Annotated in this window: 21 protein-coding genes and 1 pseudogene (1 of these 22 cut by a window edge); 11 read left to right on the top strand and 11 right to left on the bottom strand. The window is 61.1% G+C overall.

The genetic code is table 11. The features are described from left to right. From OKC29_RS17745 to trhA, 4 genes and pseudogenes are all read right to left on the bottom strand, one after another. On the bottom strand, nt 1-305 hold the start of the coding sequence (locus OKC29_RS17745; protein WP_442866131.1) for a VCBS domain-containing protein. It extends 5,233 nt beyond the left edge of the window; 305 of the gene's 5,538 nt are visible here — the first part of the coding sequence; the start codon lies at nt 303-305; its stop codon lies beyond the left edge, outside the window. Beyond that, nucleotides 303-1,718, bottom strand: a pseudogene (locus OKC29_RS23080) (retention module-containing protein); the annotation flags it as partial. The gene OKC29_RS17745 and the pseudogene OKC29_RS23080, both read right to left, overlap by 3 nt. Nucleotides 1,719-1,946: 228 nt before the next feature. Continuing rightward, the gene (locus OKC29_RS17740; protein WP_017411002.1) at nt 1,947-3,608 is read right to left on the bottom strand and encodes a putative transporter; all 1,662 of its coding nucleotides are present in this window, start codon (nt 3,606-3,608) and stop codon (nt 1,947-1,949) included. A 118-nt stretch (nt 3,609-3,726) separates the two neighbouring features. Next, the gene (trhA, locus tag OKC29_RS17735; RefSeq protein ID WP_044800701.1) at nt 3,727-4,362 is read right to left on the bottom strand and encodes a PAQR family membrane homeostasis protein TrhA; all 636 of its coding nucleotides are present in this window, start codon (nt 4,360-4,362) and stop codon (nt 3,727-3,729) included. Nucleotides 4,363-4,586: 224 nt separating this feature from the next. Between trhA and OKC29_RS17730 the strand changes: the two genes are divergently transcribed. From OKC29_RS17730 to OKC29_RS17720, 3 genes are all read left to right on the top strand, one after another. Next, a complete protein-coding gene (locus OKC29_RS17730) occupies nt 4,587-6,092 on the top strand; it encodes an aminotransferase class V-fold PLP-dependent enzyme (RefSeq protein WP_073351541.1) in 1,506 nt (501 codons plus the stop codon). 104 nt (nt 6,093-6,196) lie between these two features. Further along, complete coding sequence (locus OKC29_RS17725) at nt 6,197-6,748, top strand: septation protein A (protein WP_024946223.1); 552 nt, start codon at nt 6,197-6,199, stop codon at nt 6,746-6,748. Nucleotides 6,749-6,773: 25 nt separating this feature from the next. Continuing rightward, nucleotides 6,774-7,070, top strand: a complete 297-nt coding sequence (locus OKC29_RS17720; RefSeq protein WP_005309589.1) for a YciI family protein — start codon at nt 6,774-6,776, stop codon at nt 7,068-7,070. 80 nt (nt 7,071-7,150) lie between these two features. On the opposite strand, the gene cysQ is transcribed toward OKC29_RS17720, so the two are convergent. After that, on the bottom strand, nt 7,151-7,921 hold the full coding sequence (cysQ, locus tag OKC29_RS17715; RefSeq protein ID WP_162275770.1) for a 3'(2'),5'-bisphosphate nucleotidase CysQ: 771 nt from the start codon (nt 7,919-7,921) through the stop codon (nt 7,151-7,153). Between the two features lie 168 nt (nt 7,922-8,089). On the opposite strand from cysQ, the gene OKC29_RS17710 reads away from it, so the two are divergent. From OKC29_RS17710 to OKC29_RS17700, 3 genes are all read left to right on the top strand, one after another. Further along, nucleotides 8,090-8,410, top strand: coding sequence for a ComEA family DNA-binding protein (locus tag OKC29_RS17710; protein WP_044800705.1), 321 nt, complete (start codon nt 8,090-8,092; stop codon nt 8,408-8,410). A gap of 94 nt (nt 8,411-8,504) precedes the next feature. Next, the gene (gene galU / locus OKC29_RS17705; RefSeq protein ID WP_017410998.1) at nt 8,505-9,416 is read left to right on the top strand and encodes a UTP--glucose-1-phosphate uridylyltransferase GalU; all 912 of its coding nucleotides are present in this window, start codon (nt 8,505-8,507) and stop codon (nt 9,414-9,416) included. Nucleotides 9,417-9,629: 213 nt separating this feature from the next. Beyond that, nucleotides 9,630-11,027, top strand: a complete 1,398-nt coding sequence (locus tag OKC29_RS17700) for a peptide MFS transporter (RefSeq protein WP_011707249.1) — start codon at nt 9,630-9,632, stop codon at nt 11,025-11,027. A 73-nt stretch (nt 11,028-11,100) separates the two neighbouring features. Here OKC29_RS17700 and OKC29_RS17695 read toward each other — a convergent pair whose 3' ends face one another. Then, nucleotides 11,101-12,072, bottom strand: a complete 972-nt coding sequence (locus tag OKC29_RS17695) for a response regulator (RefSeq protein WP_073351545.1) — start codon at nt 12,070-12,072, stop codon at nt 11,101-11,103. A gap of 340 nt (nt 12,073-12,412) precedes the next feature. Here OKC29_RS17695 and OKC29_RS17690 point away from each other — a divergent pair, with 340 nt between their 5' ends. From OKC29_RS17690 to OKC29_RS17680, 3 genes are all read left to right on the top strand, one after another. Then, nucleotides 12,413-13,090, top strand: coding sequence for a DnaT-like ssDNA-binding domain-containing protein (locus tag OKC29_RS17690; RefSeq protein ID WP_073351546.1), 678 nt, complete (start codon nt 12,413-12,415; stop codon nt 13,088-13,090). Between the two features lie 69 nt (nt 13,091-13,159). After that, nucleotides 13,160-14,014, top strand: coding sequence for a DnaA ATPase domain-containing protein (locus OKC29_RS17685; protein ID WP_073351547.1), 855 nt, complete (start codon nt 13,160-13,162; stop codon nt 14,012-14,014). A gap of 128 nt (nt 14,015-14,142) precedes the next feature. Continuing rightward, the gene (locus OKC29_RS17680) at nt 14,143-14,778 is read left to right on the top strand and encodes an SDR family oxidoreductase (RefSeq protein ID WP_073351549.1); all 636 of its coding nucleotides are present in this window, start codon (nt 14,143-14,145) and stop codon (nt 14,776-14,778) included. Nucleotides 14,779-14,888: 110 nt separating this feature from the next. On the opposite strand, the gene OKC29_RS17675 is transcribed toward OKC29_RS17680, so the two are convergent. The 4 genes from OKC29_RS17675 to OKC29_RS17660 all read right to left on the bottom strand — a co-directional run bounded on the left by OKC29_RS17675 (nt 14,889) and on the right by OKC29_RS17660 (nt 19,809). Beyond that, on the bottom strand, nt 14,889-16,085 hold the full coding sequence (locus OKC29_RS17675; protein WP_073351550.1) for an ABC transporter permease: 1,197 nt from the start codon (nt 16,083-16,085) through the stop codon (nt 14,889-14,891). Between the two features lie 103 nt (nt 16,086-16,188). Then, nucleotides 16,189-17,325, bottom strand: a complete 1,137-nt coding sequence (locus OKC29_RS17670; RefSeq protein WP_073351552.1) for an ABC transporter permease — start codon at nt 17,323-17,325, stop codon at nt 16,189-16,191. Continuing rightward, entirely contained in the window at nt 17,325-18,329 is a 1,005-nt protein-coding gene (locus OKC29_RS17665; protein ID WP_017410991.1) for an HlyD family secretion protein, read from the bottom strand. Before OKC29_RS17665 ends, OKC29_RS17670 begins: the two co-directional genes overlap by 1 nt. A 73-nt stretch (nt 18,330-18,402) precedes the next feature. Next, a complete protein-coding gene (locus tag OKC29_RS17660; RefSeq protein ID WP_162275771.1) occupies nt 18,403-19,809 on the bottom strand; it encodes a TolC family protein in 1,407 nt (468 codons plus the stop codon). Nucleotides 19,810-20,099: 290 nt separating this feature from the next. On the opposite strand from OKC29_RS17660, the gene dusB reads away from it, so the two are divergent. Together dusB and fis are read left to right on the top strand one after the other, a co-directional pair. Further along, a complete protein-coding gene (gene dusB / locus OKC29_RS17655) occupies nt 20,100-21,065 on the top strand; it encodes a tRNA dihydrouridine synthase DusB (protein WP_011707259.1) in 966 nt (321 codons plus the stop codon). Nucleotides 21,066-21,090: 25 nt separating this feature from the next. Next, on the top strand, nt 21,091-21,387 hold the full coding sequence (fis, locus tag OKC29_RS17650; RefSeq protein WP_005309538.1) for a DNA-binding transcriptional regulator Fis: 297 nt from the start codon (nt 21,091-21,093) through the stop codon (nt 21,385-21,387). Nucleotides 21,388-21,469: 82 nt separating this feature from the next. On the opposite strand, the gene OKC29_RS17645 is transcribed toward fis, so the two are convergent. Further along, nucleotides 21,470-22,048 carry a LysE family translocator gene (locus tag OKC29_RS17645; RefSeq protein ID WP_333562763.1) on the bottom strand — a complete coding sequence of 193 codons (579 nt, stop codon included), beginning with the start codon at nt 22,046-22,048 and terminating at the stop codon, nt 21,470-21,472. Between the last annotated feature and the right edge of the window lie 63 nt (nt 22,049-22,111).

The following is a 22,111-nucleotide window of genomic DNA, read 5'->3' as shown; positions in this document are numbered from 1 at the left end:
TCCTCGACGCTCTGGACGGTGAAGGTCTCAACCTTCTTCTCGTCTTTGCCCAGGTACTGCACCTTGCTGTTGTCGACGTTGTAGGTCCAGGTGCCGTCAGCCGTGATGCTCAGGCTGCCCAGGGCATCCGGGCTCGCGGTGCCGTTGCCGGCCAGGAACTTGGCCTCGTCGGCGCCGTCCACATCGGTGACGCTCAGGGTGCCGGTCTCGGTCAGGATCGGGTTGGTTTCGTCTTCCACCACGCCGCCGGTGTCAGTGCCGGTAATGACAGCCGCATCGTTGACCGGCGTAACAGTCCCGGTCACGCCGCCAGTGGCGCTGTTCAGGCCATCGGTGATGGTGTATTCAAACGCGATGTTGCCATTGAAATCCGGAGCCGGCGTGAAGATCAGCTGGCCATTGCTCAGGGTGACGGAACCATTGCTGATCGCTACCGTGCCCCCTTCGGCAATGGTCTGGCCGTTGATGGCGGTAATGGTGAGGCGATCGCCATCCACATCCGTGTCGTTGCCAAGCACATTGATGGTGACGGTGCCGTCCTCCGCCACGGTGAACTGGTCGTCACCCGGCAGAGGCGCGGCATTCACCACGCTGTTGTCGGTCCCCTTGGGCGAGGTGTTGCCCACCGGGTCGGTCAGGGAGGCATCCACCGTGATGGGGCCATTGACCGGCAGATCCGTGGTAGGGATGGTCAGGGTGACCTGGGTACGGCCGATGTCGTCAGTCGTCAGAATTCTGCTGGAGTCAGGCACGCCATCACCGTTCCAGTCCACATCGAGACGATCACCAGCCTTGGCATCGCCCGGCAGCCGGATGATGACATCCACCCCGTTTTCGCGCTCATTGGCGGAGATGACATTGTCCGCGCCGTCCTGGATTTCCACTTGCGGCGCCGAGGGGGCGGTACTGTCCACGCTGCCGTCATCGGTCGCGGTGCCGGTGTTGCCGGCCGGATCGGTGACGCTGGCTGTCACTGTGTAGGAGCCATCAACCAGCGGAGTGGTCACGTCCACGCTGAAGGTGCCATCCGGATTGACGGTGGTGATCAGGGTTTGCTGATTGCCATTGGCATCGGTCACCAGCAGGGTCACGGTACTGCCGGCGGCGGCGTCCGTGGTTCCGGTGATGGTCGGGGTCGTGTCGTTGGTATTGTCAGGTGCAGAGACGGTGATCACCGGCGGGACGAGATCAATCAGGCGATTCTCTTCACCCGGCAGTGCATCAGCGATCACGCCGGCATCGGTCTGGTTGGCGGTATCAAAACCGGCCGCTGCTATGGTGGCATCACCGGTACGATCGATGGTAACGAAACCACCGTTGCCACTGGCGCCAGCCACGCCACCAATGCCACCACCACCGGCGGCAGGCGCCCCACCTGCGGCAGATGCTTCAAATGCCTTGGTCGGGTCGGCGCCGCCCAGGATGGCCTGCTGCAGGGCTGCGATGTCATTGGGATTGCCGGACGGCACATTCTGGGCAAGCTGCGGCTCTTGAGACGTTTCATCCTCAACCTGCGGCTCGTTGGTCGGGCTCAGGGTGAAAGTCTGGTTGCCGCCTTTGAAGCTGGCGCCTTCAGGAGTGATCAGCACCGCATCCTTGGGCAGGATATCGCCTTCGGCGAGCTGCTTCTGGCTGCCATCAGCGGCCACCAGGTAAACCTTGCCTTTCAACTGGGTAACGACGACGTCCTGATCCAATGCGATATTGTGGCTGCTCATGTTCTCTCCTGAATCTCTATTGGCATGCAATATTCCACCGTCTAATGTGCCCGCGAATGGCGCCGGAAACCAGTTAGAAAATTCGAATGGATAGACTGATTTGAGGCTGGAACGGTCGGTTAAACAGAAGGGTCAACAACGGCGGGGATGGAAAATAAAATCAAGATGATCAATGTATTGCACTTTGATGACGGGAGCACTGCGAGTGCCCCCGTCAGGGGCTTCATATCAGGCGCCAGCCCACAGCAGGATGGCCAGCAACTGGGGTGAGATGATGCGCAGGAACATCACCAGCGGATAGACGGTCGCGTACGACAGGGCACTGGCACCACTGGTGGGGTGCATGCCGTTGGCAAACGCCAGGGCGGGAGGATCCGTCATGGAACCGGCCAGCAAGCCGCACAGGGTGAGGTAGTTCATCTTGCCATACAGACGGGCCAGCACACCGACCACCAGCAGCGGGATCAGGGTGATCGCCACCCCATACATCATCCAGGCCGGGCCATCGCCGTTGATCAGGGTATCGATGAAGCCGGCGCCGGACTTGAAGCCCACCACCGCCAGAAACAATACTATGCCGATCTCCCGCAGCGCCAGGTTGGCACTGGGGGGCATGAACCAGTAGAGCTTGCCGATGCTGCCGATGCGCGACAGGATCAGCGCCACCACCAGTGGCCCGCCCGCCAAACCCAGCTTCAGTGCCGCCGGGAACCCGGGCAAATAGAAGGGGATGGAGCCGAGCAGCACGCCGAGGCCGATGCCGATGAACACCGGCAGCATCTGCACCTGCTGCAGTTTCTGCTGCACGTTGCCCACCACATTGGTGACCGCCTCGATGGCGTCGAGTCGTCCCACCAGGTTGAGGATGTCGCCGAACTGCAGGCTGGTCTGGCTGGTCGGGACCAGCTCGATACCGGCCCGGTTGAGGCGCGAGATCACCACGTCGTACTTCTGCTTGATGTCTAGATCGCGGATCTTCTTGCCGAGCACCTGCTCGTTGGTCACCACCACCCGCTCCACCCGCAGATCGGTGCCACGAGTGGAGAGCGAGGTCTCCACCTCCTCCCCCAGCACCAGCAGCACCTTGCGCAGTGCGTGCCGCTCACCCACCAGGTGCAGCAGGTCGCCCAGTTCGATGCGCGAATCTGGCCGCGGCACCATCAGCTCCTCGCCGCGCTTGAGGCGCGAACAAATGACGTCTGCCTCGTCGAGACTCGGGATCTCGCTCAGCATCAGACCGTGGATGTTGGGGTTGCGCACCGCGATGTTGATGGTCTGCAGACTCTCCTTGGTCTTGCCGGCCTGTTGTTCAAACTGGGCTGCTTCTTCGTCGATCTTGATGCGAAAGAACATGCGGATCAGCCACATGGTCAACAAGATGCCACAGATGCCGAACGGATAGGCGACCGCATAGCCCATCCCCATCAGGCCGGTGGAACCGGGCGCGGCGCCCAGCTCCGCCAGGATCTGCTGGCCGGCACCGAGAGAAGGGGTGTTGGTCACGGCGCCGGAGAAGACCCCCAGGATCACCGGCAGCGGCACGTCGAACAGCTGGTGCAGGGCGGCCGCCACGGCGCAGCCAAGCAGTACCAGCAGGGCGGCGAAGCCGTTGAGCTTGAGACCGGAGCTGCGCAGGGAGGAGAAGAAGCCGGGGCCGACCTGAATGCCGATGGTGTAGACAAACAGGATCAGGCCGAACTCCTGAATGAAGTGCAGGGTCTGCTCATCCAGCGCCAGCCCCGAGAGGCCGGCGAAGTGGCCCACTATGATGCCGCCGAACAGCACCCCACCGATCCCGAGACCGACGCCATAGACTCGCCAGTTTCCCAGCCAGAGCCCCAGCACTGCCACCAGCGACAACATGCTGATGGAAAGCGCGATATCACTCATTTCGTGCATCCTTTGCGAATTGAACTGTCCCTAGCTTGTCAGCAAACGCCGCGGCCAACTGTGTGATACCGCACGAATTTATCCTTTTGAGCAGCAAAAAATACCAATTAAGGGCTAGCTAGGCGACGTAACCATAAATGGCCATAAAGTGACAAACGCTGCCCCCCAGCACGAACAGATGCCAGATGGCGTGGTTGTAGGGAATGCGCTTGGCCACATAGAAGATCACCCCCAGGCTGTAGATGAGACCACCTAGCCCGAGCAGCAGCAAGCCTTCCCCCTCCAGATGGATGTAAAGCTGATAGACCACCAGCAACGACAACCAGCCCAGCATCAGGTAGGTAAACAGCGACAGCTTCTTGAAGCGGTTGATGAAGAGCAGCTTGAACACCACCCCCGCCAGCGCCAGCCCCCAGATCACCACCATCAACCCCTGTGCCAGCGGCGTGTCGAGCGCCACCAGCAGGAAGGGGGTATAGGTACCGGCGATCAGCAGATAGATGGCGCAGTGGTCGAATACCTTGCACCAACGTCTGGCCGGCCCTTCCGCCATGCTGTGGTAGAGTGTCGAGGCCAAGTAAAGCAGCACCAGGCTACCGCCATAGAGGCTGTAACTGACCAGCGCCTGAGGGCCCTGCGTCCAGCCCTTGTTCAACAACAACACCAACCCCAGGATCCCCAGCACCAGCCCCAGGCCGTGGCTGAGGCGGTTGGCCAGCTCCTCGCGGGGCGAATAATCCGTCACACTGCTCATTGCATACTCCTGCCCAAACTGCGCTCACTCTAGCTGCCGCCATTTCAGAGTACAAGTGTTAGCTTAAAGTGATTTTCATGCCATTTGCCGTGTGTGGAGGCGATGCGCATGGCTGTCACCCGCTGGCCTTTGGTGTATGCTCTGCGGCCGATGCCCACGTAGCTGTTGCCACCGCGCTTGCTCACCCCCCAGTGACTCCCTGGCAACCCGGTCTGGAGAACCTGATGAAGTTGACTGAACTGTTTGCACTACCGGATCCGGCCTTCGGCCAGGCCATGACGGATCTGCTGGAGACCTTCCACCACTCGGATGACAGTCAGGCTCCCTACCAGCGCGACCAGTTCACCCACCAGCTCGATCAATCCCGCATGCCGGCCACCGGTATCACCATGGATGACTATCTGGCACGCCTGGCCACCCTGGTGCCTGGCGCATCTCACCTCACCTCGCCACGCTACATGGGTCACATGACGGCCCCGTTACCGGCCTTCACCGCCGAGTTGTCCCGCCTGGTGGTGATGCTCAACCAGAACCCGATGAAGATGGAGTCCTCCCGTCTGCTCAGCTTTCTGGAACGGGAGGTGCTGGCCAAGCTGCACCGCCTCATCTATCGCGCCGACGATCTCTTCTATGACGCCCAGATGCATGCCAAGGATGCCGCACTCGGCGTCATGACCAGCGGCGGCACCATCGCCAACGTCACCGCCCTCTGGCTGGCCCGCAACCGTGCCTGCGGCGACAACCTGTTCGCGCTCTATGAGCAGGGCTATCGCGGCGCCGTCATCCTGGGCTCGCGGCTGATGCACTACTCCTTCGACAAGGGGATGGATCTGCTGGGGCTGGGGGCGCGCAGCGTCTGGCGCCTCCCGACCGACGACCAGAACCGGCTCGACATGGCCGCGCTGGAGCAGGCCCTTGCCCAGTGCAAGGAGCAGAAGCTCAAGGTGCTGGCACTGGTCGGCGTGGCAGGCAGCACCGATTTCGGCTCCATCGACCCGCTGCCTGAACTGGCGGACATTGCCGAGCGCGAGCAGATCCACTTCCATGTGGATGCCGCCTGGGGCGGCCCGACCCTGTTCTCGCCCCGCTATCAGGCGCTGCTGGCGGGGATAGAGCGGGCCGATACCGTCACCCTGGATGGCCACAAGCAACTGCTGGTGCCGCTCGGTACCGGCATGCTGCTCTGCCGCCAGCCGGACCTGATGATGGCGGTCAAGCGGGAGGCCCCCTACGCCATCCGCGCCAGCTCCTTTGATCAGGGGCGCTTTACCCTGGAGGGCACCCGCCCGGCCAACGCCCTCTATCTGGATGCCGCCTTCCAGCTGTTCGGCCAGCAGGGCTATGCTGAGCTCATCGAGGCCAACTATGACCGGGCCCGCCTGATGGCCGGCCTTATCGACCAGGATCCTGCCTTCGAACTGATGTCGGCCCCGGTGATGAACCTGCTCTCCTATCGCTGCATCCCCCCTCATCTGCAGGGCAAGGTGCTGAACGAGGCCGCCAACGAACAGGTCAATACCTTCAACGTTGCCCTGCAGAAGGCTCAACGCGCCGAGGGGCACAGTTTTGTCTCCCGCACCCAGCGCGCCGTGGGTCGCTACGGCACCCAGCCGCTCACCCTGCTGCGGGCCGTGCTGCTCAATCCGCTCATCCAAGAGCGCCATATCCGCGATCTGCTGGCAGATCAGCAGCGGCTGGGCGCCGAGATCGCAAGGCAGCTATTTGGCTGAGGAACTGGCTGGCGAATGAGCGGTCTTATTCATTTGCCGTTGCCCATCGGGCAGGTACACTGAATCAAATTTTGCGGTCCACTTTTGAGGGCGACGAGCCAGACATGAAGCAATTTATTGAATTTATTCCTCTTATCGTTTTCTTTGCAGTCTACAAGTTCTACGACATCTACATGGCGACCGGTGCCCTGGTGGTGGTGACCGGTCTGCAGCTCGCCTACAGCTGGATCCGCTATCGCAAGGTCGAGAAGATGCAGCTGTTCACCTTCCTGCTGGTCGGCTTCTTCGGCGGCCTCACCGTCTTCTTCCACGACGACACCTTCATCAAGTGGAAAGTCACCGTCATCAACGTACTGTTTGCACTGGGCCTGCTCATCAGCCGCTACGGCTTTGGAAAGAACCTGATCAAGCAGATGCTGGGCAAGGAGCTGCAGGCACCGGATCCCGTCTGGGATCGGGTCAATCTCGGCTGGGTCGGCTTCTTTACCGTCTGCGGCCTGCTCAACCTCTATGTGGCCTTCAACCTGCCGCAGGAGATGTGGGTCAACTTCAAGGTGTTCGGTCTGCTTGGCATGACCCTGGTATTCACTCTGCTGAGCGGTGTCTATCTCTATCGCCACCTGCCCGCCGAGCAGAAAAATGAAATGAAAAAATAACTGCCATCAAGAAAAGGATCCTCTCATGTGGTATCTCATCTATTCCGAAGATGTTCAGGGCAGCCTGCCGCTGCGCAAGCAGGCGCGCCCGGCCCATCTGGCCAGGCTACAGGCGCTGCAGGATGAAGGGCGGCTGCTCACCGCCGGACCCAACCCGGCCATCGATGCCGAGGATCCGGCCGATGCCGGCTTTACCGGCAGCACCGTCATCGCCGAGTTCGCCTCACAGGCGGATGCCAAGGCCTGGGCCGATGCCGATCCCTATGTGGCGGCCGGTGTCTATGCCAAGGTGACCATCAAGCCGTTCAAGAAGGTCTTCTGACCCAACGCGAATAGCGAAATAATAAAGGCCGGACTGGCAGTTCACGCCAGTCCGGCCTTTTTGTATCCCGATATCCCGTTTTATGCCTTGGCCACGAACCAGGGGTTGAGGATGTCCGGCTTGTTGTAGCACAGCGGCGAGCCATCGAGCTGGGTGACGCTGCCGCCCGCCCCCTCCAGCACCGCCTGCGCCGCACCGGTATCCCACTCGCAAGTGGGGGCGAGGCGCGGGTAAAGCTCGGCGCCCCCCTCGGCGATGATGCAGAACTTGAGCGAACTGCCCATGGAAACCAGCTCAATCTCGCCCCGCGCCATGTCACCAAAGCCCGCCAGGTAATCCAGTGTGGCCTGAGAGAGGTGATTGCGGCTGCCTACCACCCGCCAGGGCGTACCTCCCTGATGAGGTCGGCTCTGGATAGCCTCACGCTTGCCATCAGCCACTCGCCAGGCCCCCAGCCCCTTGCCGCCATACCAGAGCTGGTCCAATACCGGGGCATAGACCAGTCCCCAACGCGGAGTCCCCTCTTCAATCAGGGCGATATTGACGGTGAACTCGCCGTTGCGGGAGACGAACTCCTTGGTGCCGTCCAGCGGGTCCACCAGCCAGTAGCGGGACCAGCCGTGGCGCGCCGCCATCACCTCGGGCCCGGACTCCTCGGACAATACGGGGATGTCGGGAGTCAGCCGGGCCAGCGCCTGCACGATCACCTCGTGCGCCCCCTTGTCGGCGGCGGTCAAGGGGCTCTCGTCCTGCTTGTACTCCACCGCAAAAGACTGACTGTAGATGGCCATGATGGCGTCACCGGCGGCACGGGCGATGGGCTCCAGCTCGGAAATCGCGGGAAAAAACATAAGAAAAGACATCCTGGTCAAATGATTAGCACAGTGTACCTATTTTGGAATGGCGTGGGTTATAGCCGATTCAGCTGAGTTATAACCCTGTTACTTCTGACAGACAAAAAGTGGCGCGACTCGGCTAATTCTCAATAGGCATACCAAACCACACAAGGACGTGCCGCCATGAACTACAAGACCCTGACCGCCACCCTGCTGCTGAGCTGCCTGCCCCTGCTCAGCCAGCCTCTGCTGGCCGCCGACAAGCCTGTTGCCAAGCCGGCAACTACGGTCACCGCCGCCAAGGAGAGCGGCAAGGTGAACCTGAACACCGCCAATATCAATGAGTTGACTGCGCTCAAGGGCATTGGCGAGAAAAAGGCCCAGGCCATCGTTGATTACCGCGAGAAGCAGGGCAAGTTCACTACCGTGGATCAGCTGGCCGATGTGAGCGGCATCGGGCCGGCCACGCTGGAAGCAAATCGGGACATGATTATCGTCAAGTAACCGATCCACACCCCTTCCATCATAAGGGCAGCCTGTGGCTGCCCTATTTTTCTTCGGGTATCATGGGCCCACTTTGTATCTCTGGACTCTCTCCATGAAAAAGACACCGCTCGTTGTACGCAAAGCCGTTCTTCCCGTCGCCGGTCTGGGCACTCGTATGCTGCCAGCCACCAAGGCCATCCCCAAGGAGATGCTGCCCGTCGTCGACAAACCGCTGATCCAGTATGTAGTGCGCGAAGCCATCGCCGCCGGCATCAAGGAGATCATCCTGGTTACCCACTCGAGCAAGAACTCCATCGAGAACCACTTCGACAAGAGCTTCGAGCTGGAAGCGACCCTCGAGAAGCGGGTCAAGCGGCAACTGCTGGAAGAGGTGCAACACATCTGCCCGAAAGACGTCACCATCATGCACGTCCGCCAGGGGGAAGCAAAAGGTCTGGGACACGCGGTGCTCTGCGCCCGTCCGCTGATCGGCGACAACCCGTTTGCGGTACTGCTGCCGGACGTGCTGATCGACGAGGTGGCCAGCGACCTCAAGCAGGACAACCTGGCCGAGATGGTGCACATGTTCGAAGAGGATCACATCAGCCAGATCATGGTGGAAGCCGTTCCCGAGAGTGAAGTGGACAAATACGGTATCGCCGACATCAAGGGAGAAGCGTTGAGCGAGGGCATGTCTCTGCCGATGCAGGCTATCGTCGAAAAACCGCCACGTGACGAGGCCCCCTCCAATCTGGCTGTGGTCGGCCGTTACGTGCTCTCTTCCAACATCTGGCCGTTGCTGGAAAAGACCCCCGCCGGTGCCGGCGACGAGATCCAGCTGACCGATGCTATCGCCATGCTGATGGAGCAGGAGCAGGTTAATGCCTACTTCATGAAAGGGCGCAGCCACGACTGCGGCAGCAAGTTTGGTTACATGAAAGCCAACGTGGAATATGCAGTGCGCCATCCGGAACTGAACGGCGAATTTATCACTTGGCTGAAACAGTTTGCCAAGCAGCTGTAATAGCTGAATATTTAACCTATTAATGGAATAAAACACTGGGCATCATTCGATGCCCTTTTTCATTTTATAAACATATATTCAACCATTGATAGATAAAATATCGCTAAATCATAATATTGTAATTTAATCACGCTTGTTCTATAAGGATTATGGCTTGTTCCTAGCCCTTGCATAAAATTTCTAAAAAAATATAAGACACAGGTGGAAGTTCCAATGAATAATCCGTCCAAAGGGACCTTTTTAGGTCACCCTAAAGGGCTTTTTTTGCTCTTTAGTACCGAACTGTGGGAGAGATTCTCCTATTACGGCATGCGTGCCGTGCTCGTGCTCTATCTGACTGACATGACTGCCAACGGCGGGATGGGCTGGACTCAGGCCGATGCCCTCAAGCTGTACGGCATCTATACCGGTCTGGTCTACATCACCCCGATCATCGGCGGCTGGCTGGCAGATACCTTCCTCGGCCAACGCCGCGCCATTCTGTTTGGTGCCGTGCTGATGGCCGCCGGCCAGTTTACCCTGGCACTGCCGCACGCCATGTTCCCGGACATGGTCAACACCGTCTTCTATTCGGGCCTCGGCTTGCTGATCGTGGGTAACGGTCTGTTCAAACCGAACATCTCCACCATGGTGGGTGACCTGTATCAGGAAGGTGACCACCGTCGTGACGGTGCCTTCACCATCTTCTACATGGGTATCAACCTGGGCTCCCTGCTGGCCGGCGTGATCTGTGGCGCTGCCGCAACCGCCTATGGCTGGCAAGCCGCCTTCGTCAGCGCCGGTATCGGCATGCTGCTCTCCCTGGTAGTGCAGGCCACCATGGCTCAGCGTTTCCTGGGTGACATCGGCCGCGTGCCGGCCGCCCAGCGCGCCGCCGAGCAGCGCTCCAAGGAGCAGAAGGCTCCGCTGACCAAGCAGGAAGTGGATCGCATCAAGGTCATCCTGGTGCTGGGTCTGTTCACCATCATCTTCTGGGCCGGCTTCGAGCAGGCCGGTGGTCTGATGAACCTGTACGCACAGGAGTATACCGATCGCATGATCGGCAGCTTCGAAGTGCCGACCGCCTGGTTCCAGTCCCTGAACCCCTTCTTCATCATCACGCTGGCCCCCATCGTTGCCGCCATCTGGATCAAGCTCGGCAAGAAAGAGCCGAACTCCCCGGTGAAGTTCGCCATGGGTCTGCTGTTCCTGGCCGTGGGCTTCCTGTTCATGATCGGTGCCGTGCTGGAGCAAGGTGGAGATCAGGCCGTCAAGACCTCCATGTTCTGGCTGGTCGGTGCCTACCTGTTCCACACCCTGGGCGAGCTCTGCCTTTCCCCGATCGGCCTCTCCATGGTGACCAAGCTGGCTCCGCTGCGCCTGGCCTCCCTGATGATGGGTGCCTGGTTCGGCTTCGTGGCCCTGGCCAACTATGCCGCCGGTTTCATCGGCTCCTTCGTCGGCGAATCCGGTGCCATGGCCATCTTCGGTGGCATCGCACTGGCCGCCGTGATCAGCGCGCTGATCCTGCTGACCATGGCCAATCGCCTGGTCTACTGGATGCACGGTGCAGAAGGTCCGGCCAAAGAGCCGCAGGAACACGACAAGAAGCTGCAATCTGCCGCCGTCTAAGCGGTCCGGATTGTCTAGCAACAAAGAGGGCGCCCATGGGCGCCCTCTTTGTATGTGGCCTCCTGACACGGCCTTAATGATGCCGAACCTGCACATGCAGGGCACTGCCGCTGTCACTGCGAAACTGCAGGTCAAAGGGTTCATGCCAGCTGCGCCTGTGCAAGGCGTAGTGGCTGGTACGCAGCAGGCCGAGTGGCAGGCCGCCGGAGCGCACCAGCCAGTGGGGCGAAGTCAGCCCGGCATTGGCAAAGACCAGCCCGTCCTCCTGATCAAACAACAGGGCGGCCATGGCGAAGGAGTGGCGCAGACCGGATTCGACCAGCTGCAGATTGAGGTAATCGAGCAACCGGTGGGGCTGGGTCAGCAGCAGACTCTCGCCACGCTGAAACTGGCGATACGGGGCGTTCATCAAGGAGCGCACCAGGGCGCCGCAGAAGGCGGCATCCACCCCGAGGATCGGCAGCTCCATCACCAGCACCAGCAGCTTGTCATCCACCTTGAAGGTATCGGGAATGAACAGATTGCCCATCCCTTCAAAGGTGACCTGCCAGGGCCCCCACTCCTGCAAGCTCGGCGGCTTCAACCAGGCCAGCAGTCGGGTCGCCGCCTGGTCGTGTTCGCGAAAGAAGTCGATGTGCTCCATCAACTCCAGCTGTTGTCCATAACCGTGATTGGCGTTCAGGCACTGCTCTATGCTGCGACGCACCTGACCGAAGTCCGAGATGGGCTTGAGCAAAAAATCGCGGGCACCGGCGCGCAGCGCTCGCTCAACCGCCTCCATCTTGCTCTGGGCCGAGATGACGATGACAGGAATATGAGGGTAGCGGGCAGTGAGGCAGGCGATCACCTCATGCCCATCCATGTTGGGCATGTTCAAATCACATAACACCACATCGGGGTGATAGAGAGCGGCGGCAGAGAGACCTTCAATGCCGTCTTCCGCCTGGAACACGCAGGCACCATCGTGGGCGAGATAATTGACCAGCGAGTGGCGAAAAACCGCTTCGTCCTCCACCACCAGGATCCGTAGTCCGGCTTTTGACATCTTGATAAAGCTCTTATTAGTCAACCAGTTATTTAGCCTCAAGCCTAGACCATAACCGACTGCATTGACCAATCAGATGATTGAATCATCGCCGAAAAATCCATGCTCGGTAGCTATTCTGGCGGCCAACTGCTTGAAATAAAGCAGCTAATGATGCTCATCGAAACTCAGCTTTTTCTCCTCTTTGCAACTTGGCTGACAAAAAAACAGCGTCATACGAAAACAAGCAACCCCGATTGTGGGCGAGCCGAGCACCCGCCGGCGGTGCCGGGCATGCCATCAATTGTATGAGGCTGCGCCATGGGGGATAATACCGCCACGTCCGTCAATGAAGCATGCCATGACCCCTGCCGAATACAGCGCCCTCGCCCATCCCAGATTGTCCCACCCGGCCCGCAGCCTCTATACCCTGCAGCTGCGCCGACTGGTGCTGGAAAATCAGCTGGCCAGGCTCAACTACCCCGAGCTCGGCCGGGCACTGGCGGTGGTCGACCCGGGCGATCCCAGCGGCTTTTCCTTTCAAGTCAATGCTCGCCAGCTGACCGAGCTGTTCGATGAGCTGATGGAGGCGGGTTTGCTGCAAGTCGAGGCGCAAAACGACAGTGAGCACTACCATCAGTGCCCGTTCCAGCTGCCACTGCTGACCCAGCGGGTGCGCAGCCCGCTGCCGGAGCGCCCGTTCCAGATGCACCTGCAATGGCGCCCGGATACAGAGCTGCCGGCCCTCGCCCGCCTGTGCGGGGTGATCGATGCCAGCTACAGCGAAGAGGATCTCGGCGAGTTCATCGCCTACTGGCTGGGGCGGCCCGAAGTGTTCGACTCCCAGCACCAGTGGATGCTCAAGTTCATCCGCGCCCTCAAGACCCGCCGCTATACCCGCCGCAAGCCGATGGAGGTGCAGGGCTACCAGCAGGTGACCCCGGCACAGGTCGAATCGGGCCCAAGCAAGCGGGCGCAGGAGATGATCGAAGAGGCCAAGCGGTTGGCCGGCCAGTCGCAGGAGCCGGATAATGATTGATAGCAGGCACCGCCAGCAGGCAAAATCAGAGACCTGTCCCCACCCCAGACCGAGCAGAAGGAGCATTCCATGACTGACCCGCACGATCCCCTGCGCCAGGAGCTGGAAGAGATCGAAGCCAAGCGCCAGAAGATCGCCAAGGCCAAGCAGGATCATCGCATTCACGACCCGGAATTGAGCCGCCACGTAGGAGGCCTGCTGGAGCGCATTCGTCGCCTTCAGCAAGAGACCGGCGGCAGCCAGTACGACTACGAGACCCTGCGCAAGGAGTACGACGCCAAGGCCAATGCCGAGGTCCGCGAGCTGCAGAAGGCGGCGCGCCAGGAGCGGATCCAGAAGCTGATCGCCCAGGCCGACCTCAACCCCGACTGGGTGTTTGAACGGATGGATGCCGGCGATCCGGCGCTGCAATATCCCATCGAGACCGCCCGCTACTTCATCAGCGGTTTCGAGCACTGGGAGAAGAGCGGCGGCGGCTGCATGCTTATCTATGGTGACTACGGCACCGGCAAGTCGACCCTGGCGGGCGCCGTGGCGCACGAGTTGATCGCACGCCACCAGAAGTCGGTGATCTTCCAGCAGTGGGCCTCCATCGTGGACAGGTTGTTCTTCAACGTGATCCAGGATCAGGAAGAGCGCAACCAGTACCGGCGTGCCCTGGAAGAGGTGGATCTGCTGATCATCGACGAGGTCTCGGCCAACCGCGCCAAGATGGCGGAAAGCCAGTCCAGCTTCCTCGGCCACCTGCTGCGCCGCCGTCGCAACCTGTCGAAAAGCGTCATCCTCATCACCAACCACAATCCCCAGAGCCTGCATCAGGCAATAGGTGATTTCGCTTTTGAAGCGATCAAGGCGTTCAATCCGGTGGATATCCACCTGAGCGGCCCCAGCCGTCGCCCCCATATCGGCCACTACAACGGCTGATCCCCGTGCGAGCCAGGCTCCGCCACTGGCTCGCCGCTTCCCTGTTTTCCAGGCAAATAAAAACAACTCTCATTTACAGCCTTCCTACAACCCTCTAGGCTAGCCCTTTCGTCAAAGGGAGCAGCAGCATGCCAACCACACTCATCTTCGGAGCCAGCCGCGGGCTGGGCCGCGCCTTCACCGAACAAGCCCTGCAGCAGGGCCAGCGGGTCATCGCCCTGATCCGCAGTCCCGAGGTGACCACCGAGCTGCGTGCTCTGGGAGTCGAGGTCGTCAACGGCGATGCCCTCGACCCGCAGGCGGTAGCGGCGGCCTGCCAGCTGGCCGGTGACGGGGCACAGGTCATCTCCACCCTCGGCAGTTTTCGCCAGGCAGAGCCTGTCGACTATCTGGGCAATCGTCAGGTGATCGATCAGATGGAGCTGGCCGGGCTCAAGCGCCTGCTGCTGGTGACCTCACTCGGTTGCGGCGACAGCTGGCAATATCTGCCGCAGCGGGCGCGCTCTGCCTTCGGTCATGAGGTCAGATTGAAGAGTCTGGCGGAGAGCTGGCTGCAGACCAGTGCGCTCGAGTGGACCATACTGCGTCCGGCGGGTTTGCAGGATGGCGAGGCCACCGGTCAGGCCGTGCTGAGCCAGGGCGAGGAGGTACACGGCCTGGTACGTCGTGCCGACGTCGCCGCCTGCGGGCTGCGTCTGCTCGGCGACAAGGCGGCGCACAGCCAGATCTATGCCATCGGCGATCCCGAGCTCCAGCGCGGCTAAACCAGCACCAGCTTCACTGAGTCCAGCGCATACAAAAACGGTCAGCCCAAGGGCTGACCGTTTTTCGCTTTACCGCACACGCCGTATCACGCGTGCTGGTACCATCCCGCTCAACCGGCGGTGGTTTCACGCTGCAAGGCAGGCTGGCTGGCAACCGGCAACGACTGCTGCCGCCAACGCAGCAGCAGGCAGGCCAGCGCACCGTAGAGCAATGCCAGCCCCCACAACTGCCACCAGTAGTGGGAGACCTGAGCAAACTCGGCCCCCATCTGGTTGAGCCGCAGAAAACCTTCGATGGCCGGGGTGCTCGGCACCCACTGGGCCAGCCAGTTGAGCGGGGTCGGGATCAGCTCCAGCGGCCAGATGAAACCGGCCAGAAAGACCAGTGGCAGCGAGGAGACAAGCACCACCTGGGTCGGCAAATCCCGGCGGGTAAACAGTGCCCCCAGCACCACACCCAGCCAGGTGGTGGCCAGCAGGAACGGCAGGGTGAACAGCCAGAGTGCCGCCGGCTCGGCGGTGCGCACTATGTTGTAGTGATCGAAACAGAAGCCGAAGAAGTAGCTCACCGGCAGCACGAACAGCCCTCCCACCACCAGGGTGCGGGCCAGCAGCAGTGGCAGGATGGGGGCATGCTGCCAGTAGCCCGCCTCGCCGCGCTGGCTGCGCTGGTTCTGGGTCGCCCCCAGGATGCCGGTGCCCATCAGCAGCACCTGGTGCAGGATCAGCACGAACACCGCCGGCACCACGTAGTTCACATAGCCCATGGTGGGGTTGAACACCGGCAGCACGTTGAGCGCCACCGCATTCCAGCCCATGGCGGCCTGCGGCAAGGCCTCACCGTGGCTCAGCAATCTGGCGACCTTCACCTGGGCGGCCAGGGTGCCGCCCGCCTGGGCCAGCCCCTCGGCAATGGTGCCGTAAACCAGGAAGTAGGAGGCATCGCCGGCATAGCCCAGAGTGACGCTCTTGCCCTGCATCAGATCCCGATAGAAGTGGCGGGGGATGTGCAAAATACCGCTGCCCTGCCCCGCCAGCAGCAATGCACGAGCCTCATCCAGACTGCCCGCCCGCGCCACCAGTTTTACCTGCGGCGTGGCATCGGCCATGAACTCCAGCTGACGCGACAGCTGACTGCCGTCCTCGTTGACCACCACCACCGCCTCTTCCCGCGGCAGCTGGTGCAGATAGGGCTGCGGGTAGAGGAAGGAGTAGAAGAAGACGCCGCCGAACAGGGTGAGCATGATGGCCCTGTCCGCCAGCAGGGTGCGCAACTCGAGGCGCAGCAGATCCCAGAAACCTAGCATGTGATTGGCTCCTTCCACCGCCAGGAGGCAGCGATTGGTGGCGCCAGCGAGAGGCACAAATCAAGCAGCCGCCACTCGAGGCGTGGCAAACCCCAGCATCCCATCATGACCTGGGCTCCGCATTAACGGGTACCGCGCTCGCCTGGGCCTGATAGCGGCGAACCACCAACAACAGGGGCAGCAGAAACAGCAGCAGGGCGCCAAACTGGGGCTGCGCCGCCGCCAGCGGTTGACCGTAGTTGGTCTGGCCTATCTGCAGCTCGACATAGTGGGAGATGGGCAGCAGGCTGCGCCAGAACTGGGCGAAATCCCCCATGGCGCTGACCGGAAAGGTGACCCCCATGAAGGCAAAGCCCGGCGCCGTGTAGGCACCGGCCAGCGACAGGGCGCGGGCCGGATCCCGGATGATGCCGTAGAAGAAGGCCCCCATGCTGACGCAGGCGGCCGACGCCAGCCCCAACCCCGTAGCCAGCACCAGCCAACTGCCCTGCATCGGGTAACCAAACCCCTTGAACAGCAGCAGGCTCCACCCCAGCCCCCAGCCCCAGCCAATCAGCACGTGGGGCAGCAGGGTGCGCCAGAGACCGAACCAGACCCCTTTGGTGGTCCAGTCCAGCCCCAGCCGATCGGTGCGGGCCAGCGCATTGATGCCGTAGAGCACCACCAGGATCTGCCACACCGCCGGCAACAGGGCGCTCAGCAAAAACTGGGCATAGCTGGAGTTGATGTTGTAGAGCGCCGTCACCTGGCTGGCGATAGGCACCGCCTGCCCCAGCGCACCGGGCAGCGCCTTGCCGCCCGCCATGGCCGAGAGCACGCCCACCTGACCGTTGAGCGTCCCGACCACCTGGGCCAGCGCCGAGTTGATCAGCTTGGCGATCAGGATGAACTGGCCGTTGTTGAACACGGTGACCTGAGGCTGGGTGCCTTGCCGGGCATCCCGCTCCAGGTGGTTCGGCAACACGACCAGGGCGTAGATATCGCCCCCTCGCAGCGCGCTGGCCCCTGCCTCGATGGAATCAAACTGCTGGGCGACCTTGAGTCCGGCGGAGGCATCCAGCGAGAAGGCCAGCTCACGTGACAGCAGGCTCTGATCCAGATCCACCAGACCTATCTTGAGATCCCGCGCCAGCCCTGCCGAAAAGACCCAGCAGAGGATCCCTATCAGCAACAGGGGTAGCCAGCTTGCCAGCGCCCGACCGAACGGATCCTGCCACAGCAACCGCCATTCACGTCCCATCAGAGTTCGACCAGCACGCTCATGCCGACCCGCAGCCCCTCAACCGGTTGCAGCGGGCGCGCCTCTACCTGGAAGCTCTTCATGTCAAAGCCCTGACGGGTATCGGTGGCACGCCAGGTGGCGAAATCCCCCATCACGGCCACATGGGTCACCTTGAAGCGCACCGTCTGCTCGCCCAGGCCGGGAATACGGGCATCGAACTCGGTACCCAGCGCAAAGCGGGGCAACAGATCTTCACGCACGTGGAACTGGGCCCAGGCATCGCTCATGTCGAGCAGGGTCACCACCGGGAAGCCCTGCGGGGCCAGCTCGCCGCTGCGCAGCAGCACCTGGGAGACTTCCCCGGTGTGCGGGCTGGCGATGCGGGTATCGGCCAGGTAGGCCTCCACTTCGGCCACGCCGCCGGCCGCCATCTTGGCCTGCTCGCGCGCCGCAATCTTGGTCTCTTCCCGCGCCCCTTCCAGGGTCATCTGGTATTGCTGCCAGGCCATGCCTTCGCTGTATTTGGCCGCCTGCCAGGCAGTCCAGGCCTCATCGCGCTTTTGCAGCGGCATCACGCCATCTCGATGCAGGCTGGCGATGCGCTCGTAGGTCTTGCCGCGCAGCAACGCGGCCGCCTTGGCCTTTTGCCACTGATCCTTGGCGGCGGCAATCTGCTGCGCGCGCGCCCCTTTCTCGGCCTCTTCGGCCATGGCGCCAGCCGCTGCCTGACCCGCCTTGGCCTGACTCAGCTTGGCTTCGATTTCCGGGCTGGCCAGGGTAAACACCAGCTGATCCTTGGCCAGCTGATCACCCTTCTTCACCAGCACCTCGTCGATGCGGCCCGCCACCTTGGAGGAGACGGAGTACTGCTGCGCCTCGATCTGCCCCTGCAGGCGCACCGGCTCCGGCTGATAGGCCAGCCAGAAACGCCAGCCCAGCCAGATGACCAGCAGCACCAGCGCCAGTGGCAGCAGCAGCGGCTTGGCCTGGCTCATCTTCTTCTTGATGGGGGGATGACTCATGCATTCACCTCGGCAAACGGGCGACCCTTGGCGGTCGAAACAGACATGGAAAAAGGAGCAGAGTGGCGCGCGATCATGAATTCACCTCGATCACTTGCCCATGCTGATATTGATTGAAACTGTTCATCTGACCGGAGAGCGCCAAGAGGCGGGCCAGCGAGATCACGTATTGATAGGCGGCAGCGGCGCGCTGGGTCTTGACCCCGGCCAGCTGGTTGCGGGCATCCACCACGTCGAGGGAGGTAGAGAGTCCCTGCCCGAACGCCTTGTCCCGCAGCAGCACGTTCTCCTCGGCCAGCGCCTGGGTGGAAGAGAGCGACTGGAACTCCTCCAGCCCCTGCGCCGCCTCGCGCCAGGTCTTCTCGACCAGCAGCTCCAGATCCTGGCGGGTCTTGGCCTGCAGCAGATTGACCTGCAGCTCGGCGCTCTTGGCCGCCTGTACCGTCTCGGAGCGGCCGTCACGGCTCACCAGCGGCATGCTGACGCCCACCCCGACCAGCCAGTCCGGCGTGGTCTTAGAGGCCAGCGAGTCATCCTCATAGAGGTTGTAATTGCCGAACAGGAACAGCTCGGGGGCGTACTTGCCCTTCTCCAGCCTGATCATTCCCTGCGCCTGCTCCTTCTTGGCCGTCAGCAGCTTGAGACCGGGATGTACCGCCAGCGTCTCCTGCACCAGAGCATCGAGCTCGGGCATCTGCTGATTGATGAAGAGCTGGGTGTTGGGCTCGGCCTGCTTGAGCTTGAGCATGTGGCCAAGGGCCAGCTGGGCGATCTCCAGGCTGCGCCTTGCCTTCTGGGTATCGATGCGCGCTCGGTCATAGGCCGACTGGGCGGAGAGGCGTTCGACCCGGGCAATCTGGCCCTGGGCCTCCAGCTTCTTGGCATGCTCCAGATGGCGGGACAGCCCCTGCTCGATCTCCTGCTTGGTCTGCACCACCTGGGCCGCCAGCACGACTCCAAAGTAGGTCTGGGAGAGACTTTCGAAGGTGGACTGCTGCTTGAGCACCAGCAACTGCTGCGCCTCGCTCACCTGGGCCTGGCGAATGTCCTGCGCCGCATCGATGCGGCCACCGGTAAACAACGGCCACAGCATCTTGACCGAGCTGGTCACCACGTTCTGCTTGGTGAGAGGGGTGACGAAGTCGTTGGGCGTCAGCTTGAGCGCCTGCATGATGGGCGCCAGCACCTTGCCGAATTCCGGATGGTTGGCGATGGGGTTGAGATCCATCATGTCGAGCTCCATCGGCTGATCGAGGTGGGTATAGCTGGCCCCCACGTCCACCTTGGGCAGATACATGGCCTTGGCCGCCTCGCGCAGTTGTTGCGCCCGCTCCACCCCTGCCTGCTCGGCTGCCAGCCCGTCATCCTGGCGGATGACCCGACTCCAGGCTTCACTGAAACTGACCGTCTGGGCCTGGGCCGAGCCCAGCACGGCACCAAGCAGACACGGGTAGAGAGATTTGATGAACCTTGCCGTCATACATCCCCAATCTGTTTGTAATGAAATTGTTTGGAGCCTTTGCTCGATACAAGCTCGCTATCATAACGCAAACCGGTCCGGGAGGGGGACAGGCAAATCGCCTCTCCCCTCACCCATTTGGCCCCGCCAGTCCGGCTCGACAATATGTCTGATTTTCAAGCACTCCTGAATTTGCAAGCCTTGGCGCGACGTTTTTTTCAGAAAAAAATGGCTGACGCTCAAATACTAACCTTTTCTCCTGACTAAAAAATGCGTAATATACGCCGCCCTAAGCCGATGGTAACCGTGGAATGCAGATAGGTCCCCACACGCTTGAAACTCCCCTGATCGTGGCTCCCATGGCCGGTGTAACAGACCGACCATTTCGTGAACTTTGTTTGCGATTGGGCGCCGGCATGGCCGTTTCCGAGATGCTGCTGGCCAACCCGGATGTCTGGGATACCCAGAAAACCAGGATGAGAATGGATCACTCTGCAGAAGGTGGCTTGCGATCGGTCCAGATTGCCGGAGCCGACCCCGAGATGATGGCGTTTGCTGCCCGCTACAACGTGGAGCAGGGCGCTCAGATCGTCGACATCAACATGGGATGTCCGGCAAAAAAAGTGAATAAGAAGCTGGCAGGTTCCGCCCTGCTGCGCCAACCCGACCTGGTCAGAACCATCTGCCGGGCCGTAGTGGACGCAGTGGAGGTACCTGTCACCTTGAAGATCCGCACAGGATGGGATCCGGATAACCGCAATGGCGAGGAGATCGCCCGAATCGCCGAAGATTGCGGTATCGCGGCCCTTGCCGTGCATGGTCGTACCCGTACCGACCTCTATCGGGGCGAGGCGGAGTACGACACTATCAGGGCGATTAAGCAGGCCGTATCGATTCCTGTTGTCGCCAATGGCGACATAGACAGCCCGGAGAAGGCCCGGTATGTCCTCGACTATACCGGCGTTGATGCCGTGATGATCGGCCGTGCTGCGCAAGGACGACCCTGGATTTTCCGGGAAATCCGTCATTTTCTTGAGACGGGCACCAAGCTGCCGCCTCCCGAAAGGGAAGAGGTTCGCACCCTGATGAACGAGCATGTAACCAACCTGCACCAGTTTTATGGTGCATATCTGGGAGCGCGCATTGCCCGTAAACACGTGGGCTGGTATCTGGATGAAGAAGAGACGGGCCGAGAATTCCGTAAGCACTTCAATGCCCTGGATTGTGCAGATGCACAACTCGAGGCACTCGAAGCGTATTTCGATGGATTAGGTTAACGCATAACTAAAGAGCCGACCGAATATGTTCGAACAAACCCTGACTTCTGATGCATTGGTAACAACTACTCACAATCACGCTGCCGAGCCGACCCAGCGCCCCCTGCGTGACTCTGTGCAACAGGCCCTGCGTAACTACCTGGCCCAGTTGAACGGTCAGGAAGTGATTGATCTGTACGATATGGTTCTCTCCGAAGTCGAAGCTCCCATGCTGGACGTGATCATGCAGTACACTCGTGGTAACCAGACTCGCGCCGCCGTGATGATGGGCATCAACCGCGGTACTCTGCGCAAGAAACTCAAGCGCTACGGCATGAACTGATTTCAGTCAGCCTGCTGCAGTGCAGACGAAGGCGTATCCCAGCAATGGGATACGCCTTTTTCTATGCCCGGCGTTTACCCTCTCACTCCACCGCCAGCTTGATGCCAAGCCCCACAAACACCCCCCCCATCAGGCGGTTGAGCCAGCGGCCCAACCAGCCAGGCAAGACCACCTTGCGACTCGCATAAGCGGTCGAGAAGGCCAGCAGATGGCACCAGATCATGCCGTTGAAATTGAAGATGCAGCCCAGCACGACGAAGGCCAGCGCCTTCTGCGGTGCATCGGGAACGATGAACTGGGGAACAAAGGCCAGAAAGAACAGGGCTACCTTGGGGTTGAGCACATTGGTCAGCAACCCTTGTCGGAAGATCCGGCCGTAGGAGAGCGCAGGCAGCCGCACGGCAGGCTCGCGCACAGCCGGTGAGCCAGCCCCTTGCCACAGGAGCGAGCCTCCCAGATAGACCAGGTAGAGCGCCCCCATCAACTTGATGACGGCGAACAGCTCGGCCGAGGCACTCAGCAAAGCCGACAGTCCCAGCGCTGCCGCCAGCACATGCACCATGGTGCCCGTCCCTATTCCGAGCGCCGCCACCGAACCGGCCCGCCAACCTTGTGAACCGCTGCGCAGCATGATGAGCAGGGAGTCCGCGGCGTTTTTCAAGATAGTTGTCGCGTAAACCTGTTTTAAACTGCCTGTTTTTGCTCTGGTTCGGACCTATCAGGA

It is taken from the genome of Aeromonas sp. QDB34 (assembly GCF_027705405.1).
GTDB lineage: Bacteria > Pseudomonadota > Gammaproteobacteria > Enterobacterales > Aeromonadaceae > Aeromonas > Aeromonas hydrophila.
The sequence above is the reverse complement of the archived record's forward strand: the minus strand, read 5'-3'. Positions and strand labels throughout refer to the sequence as shown.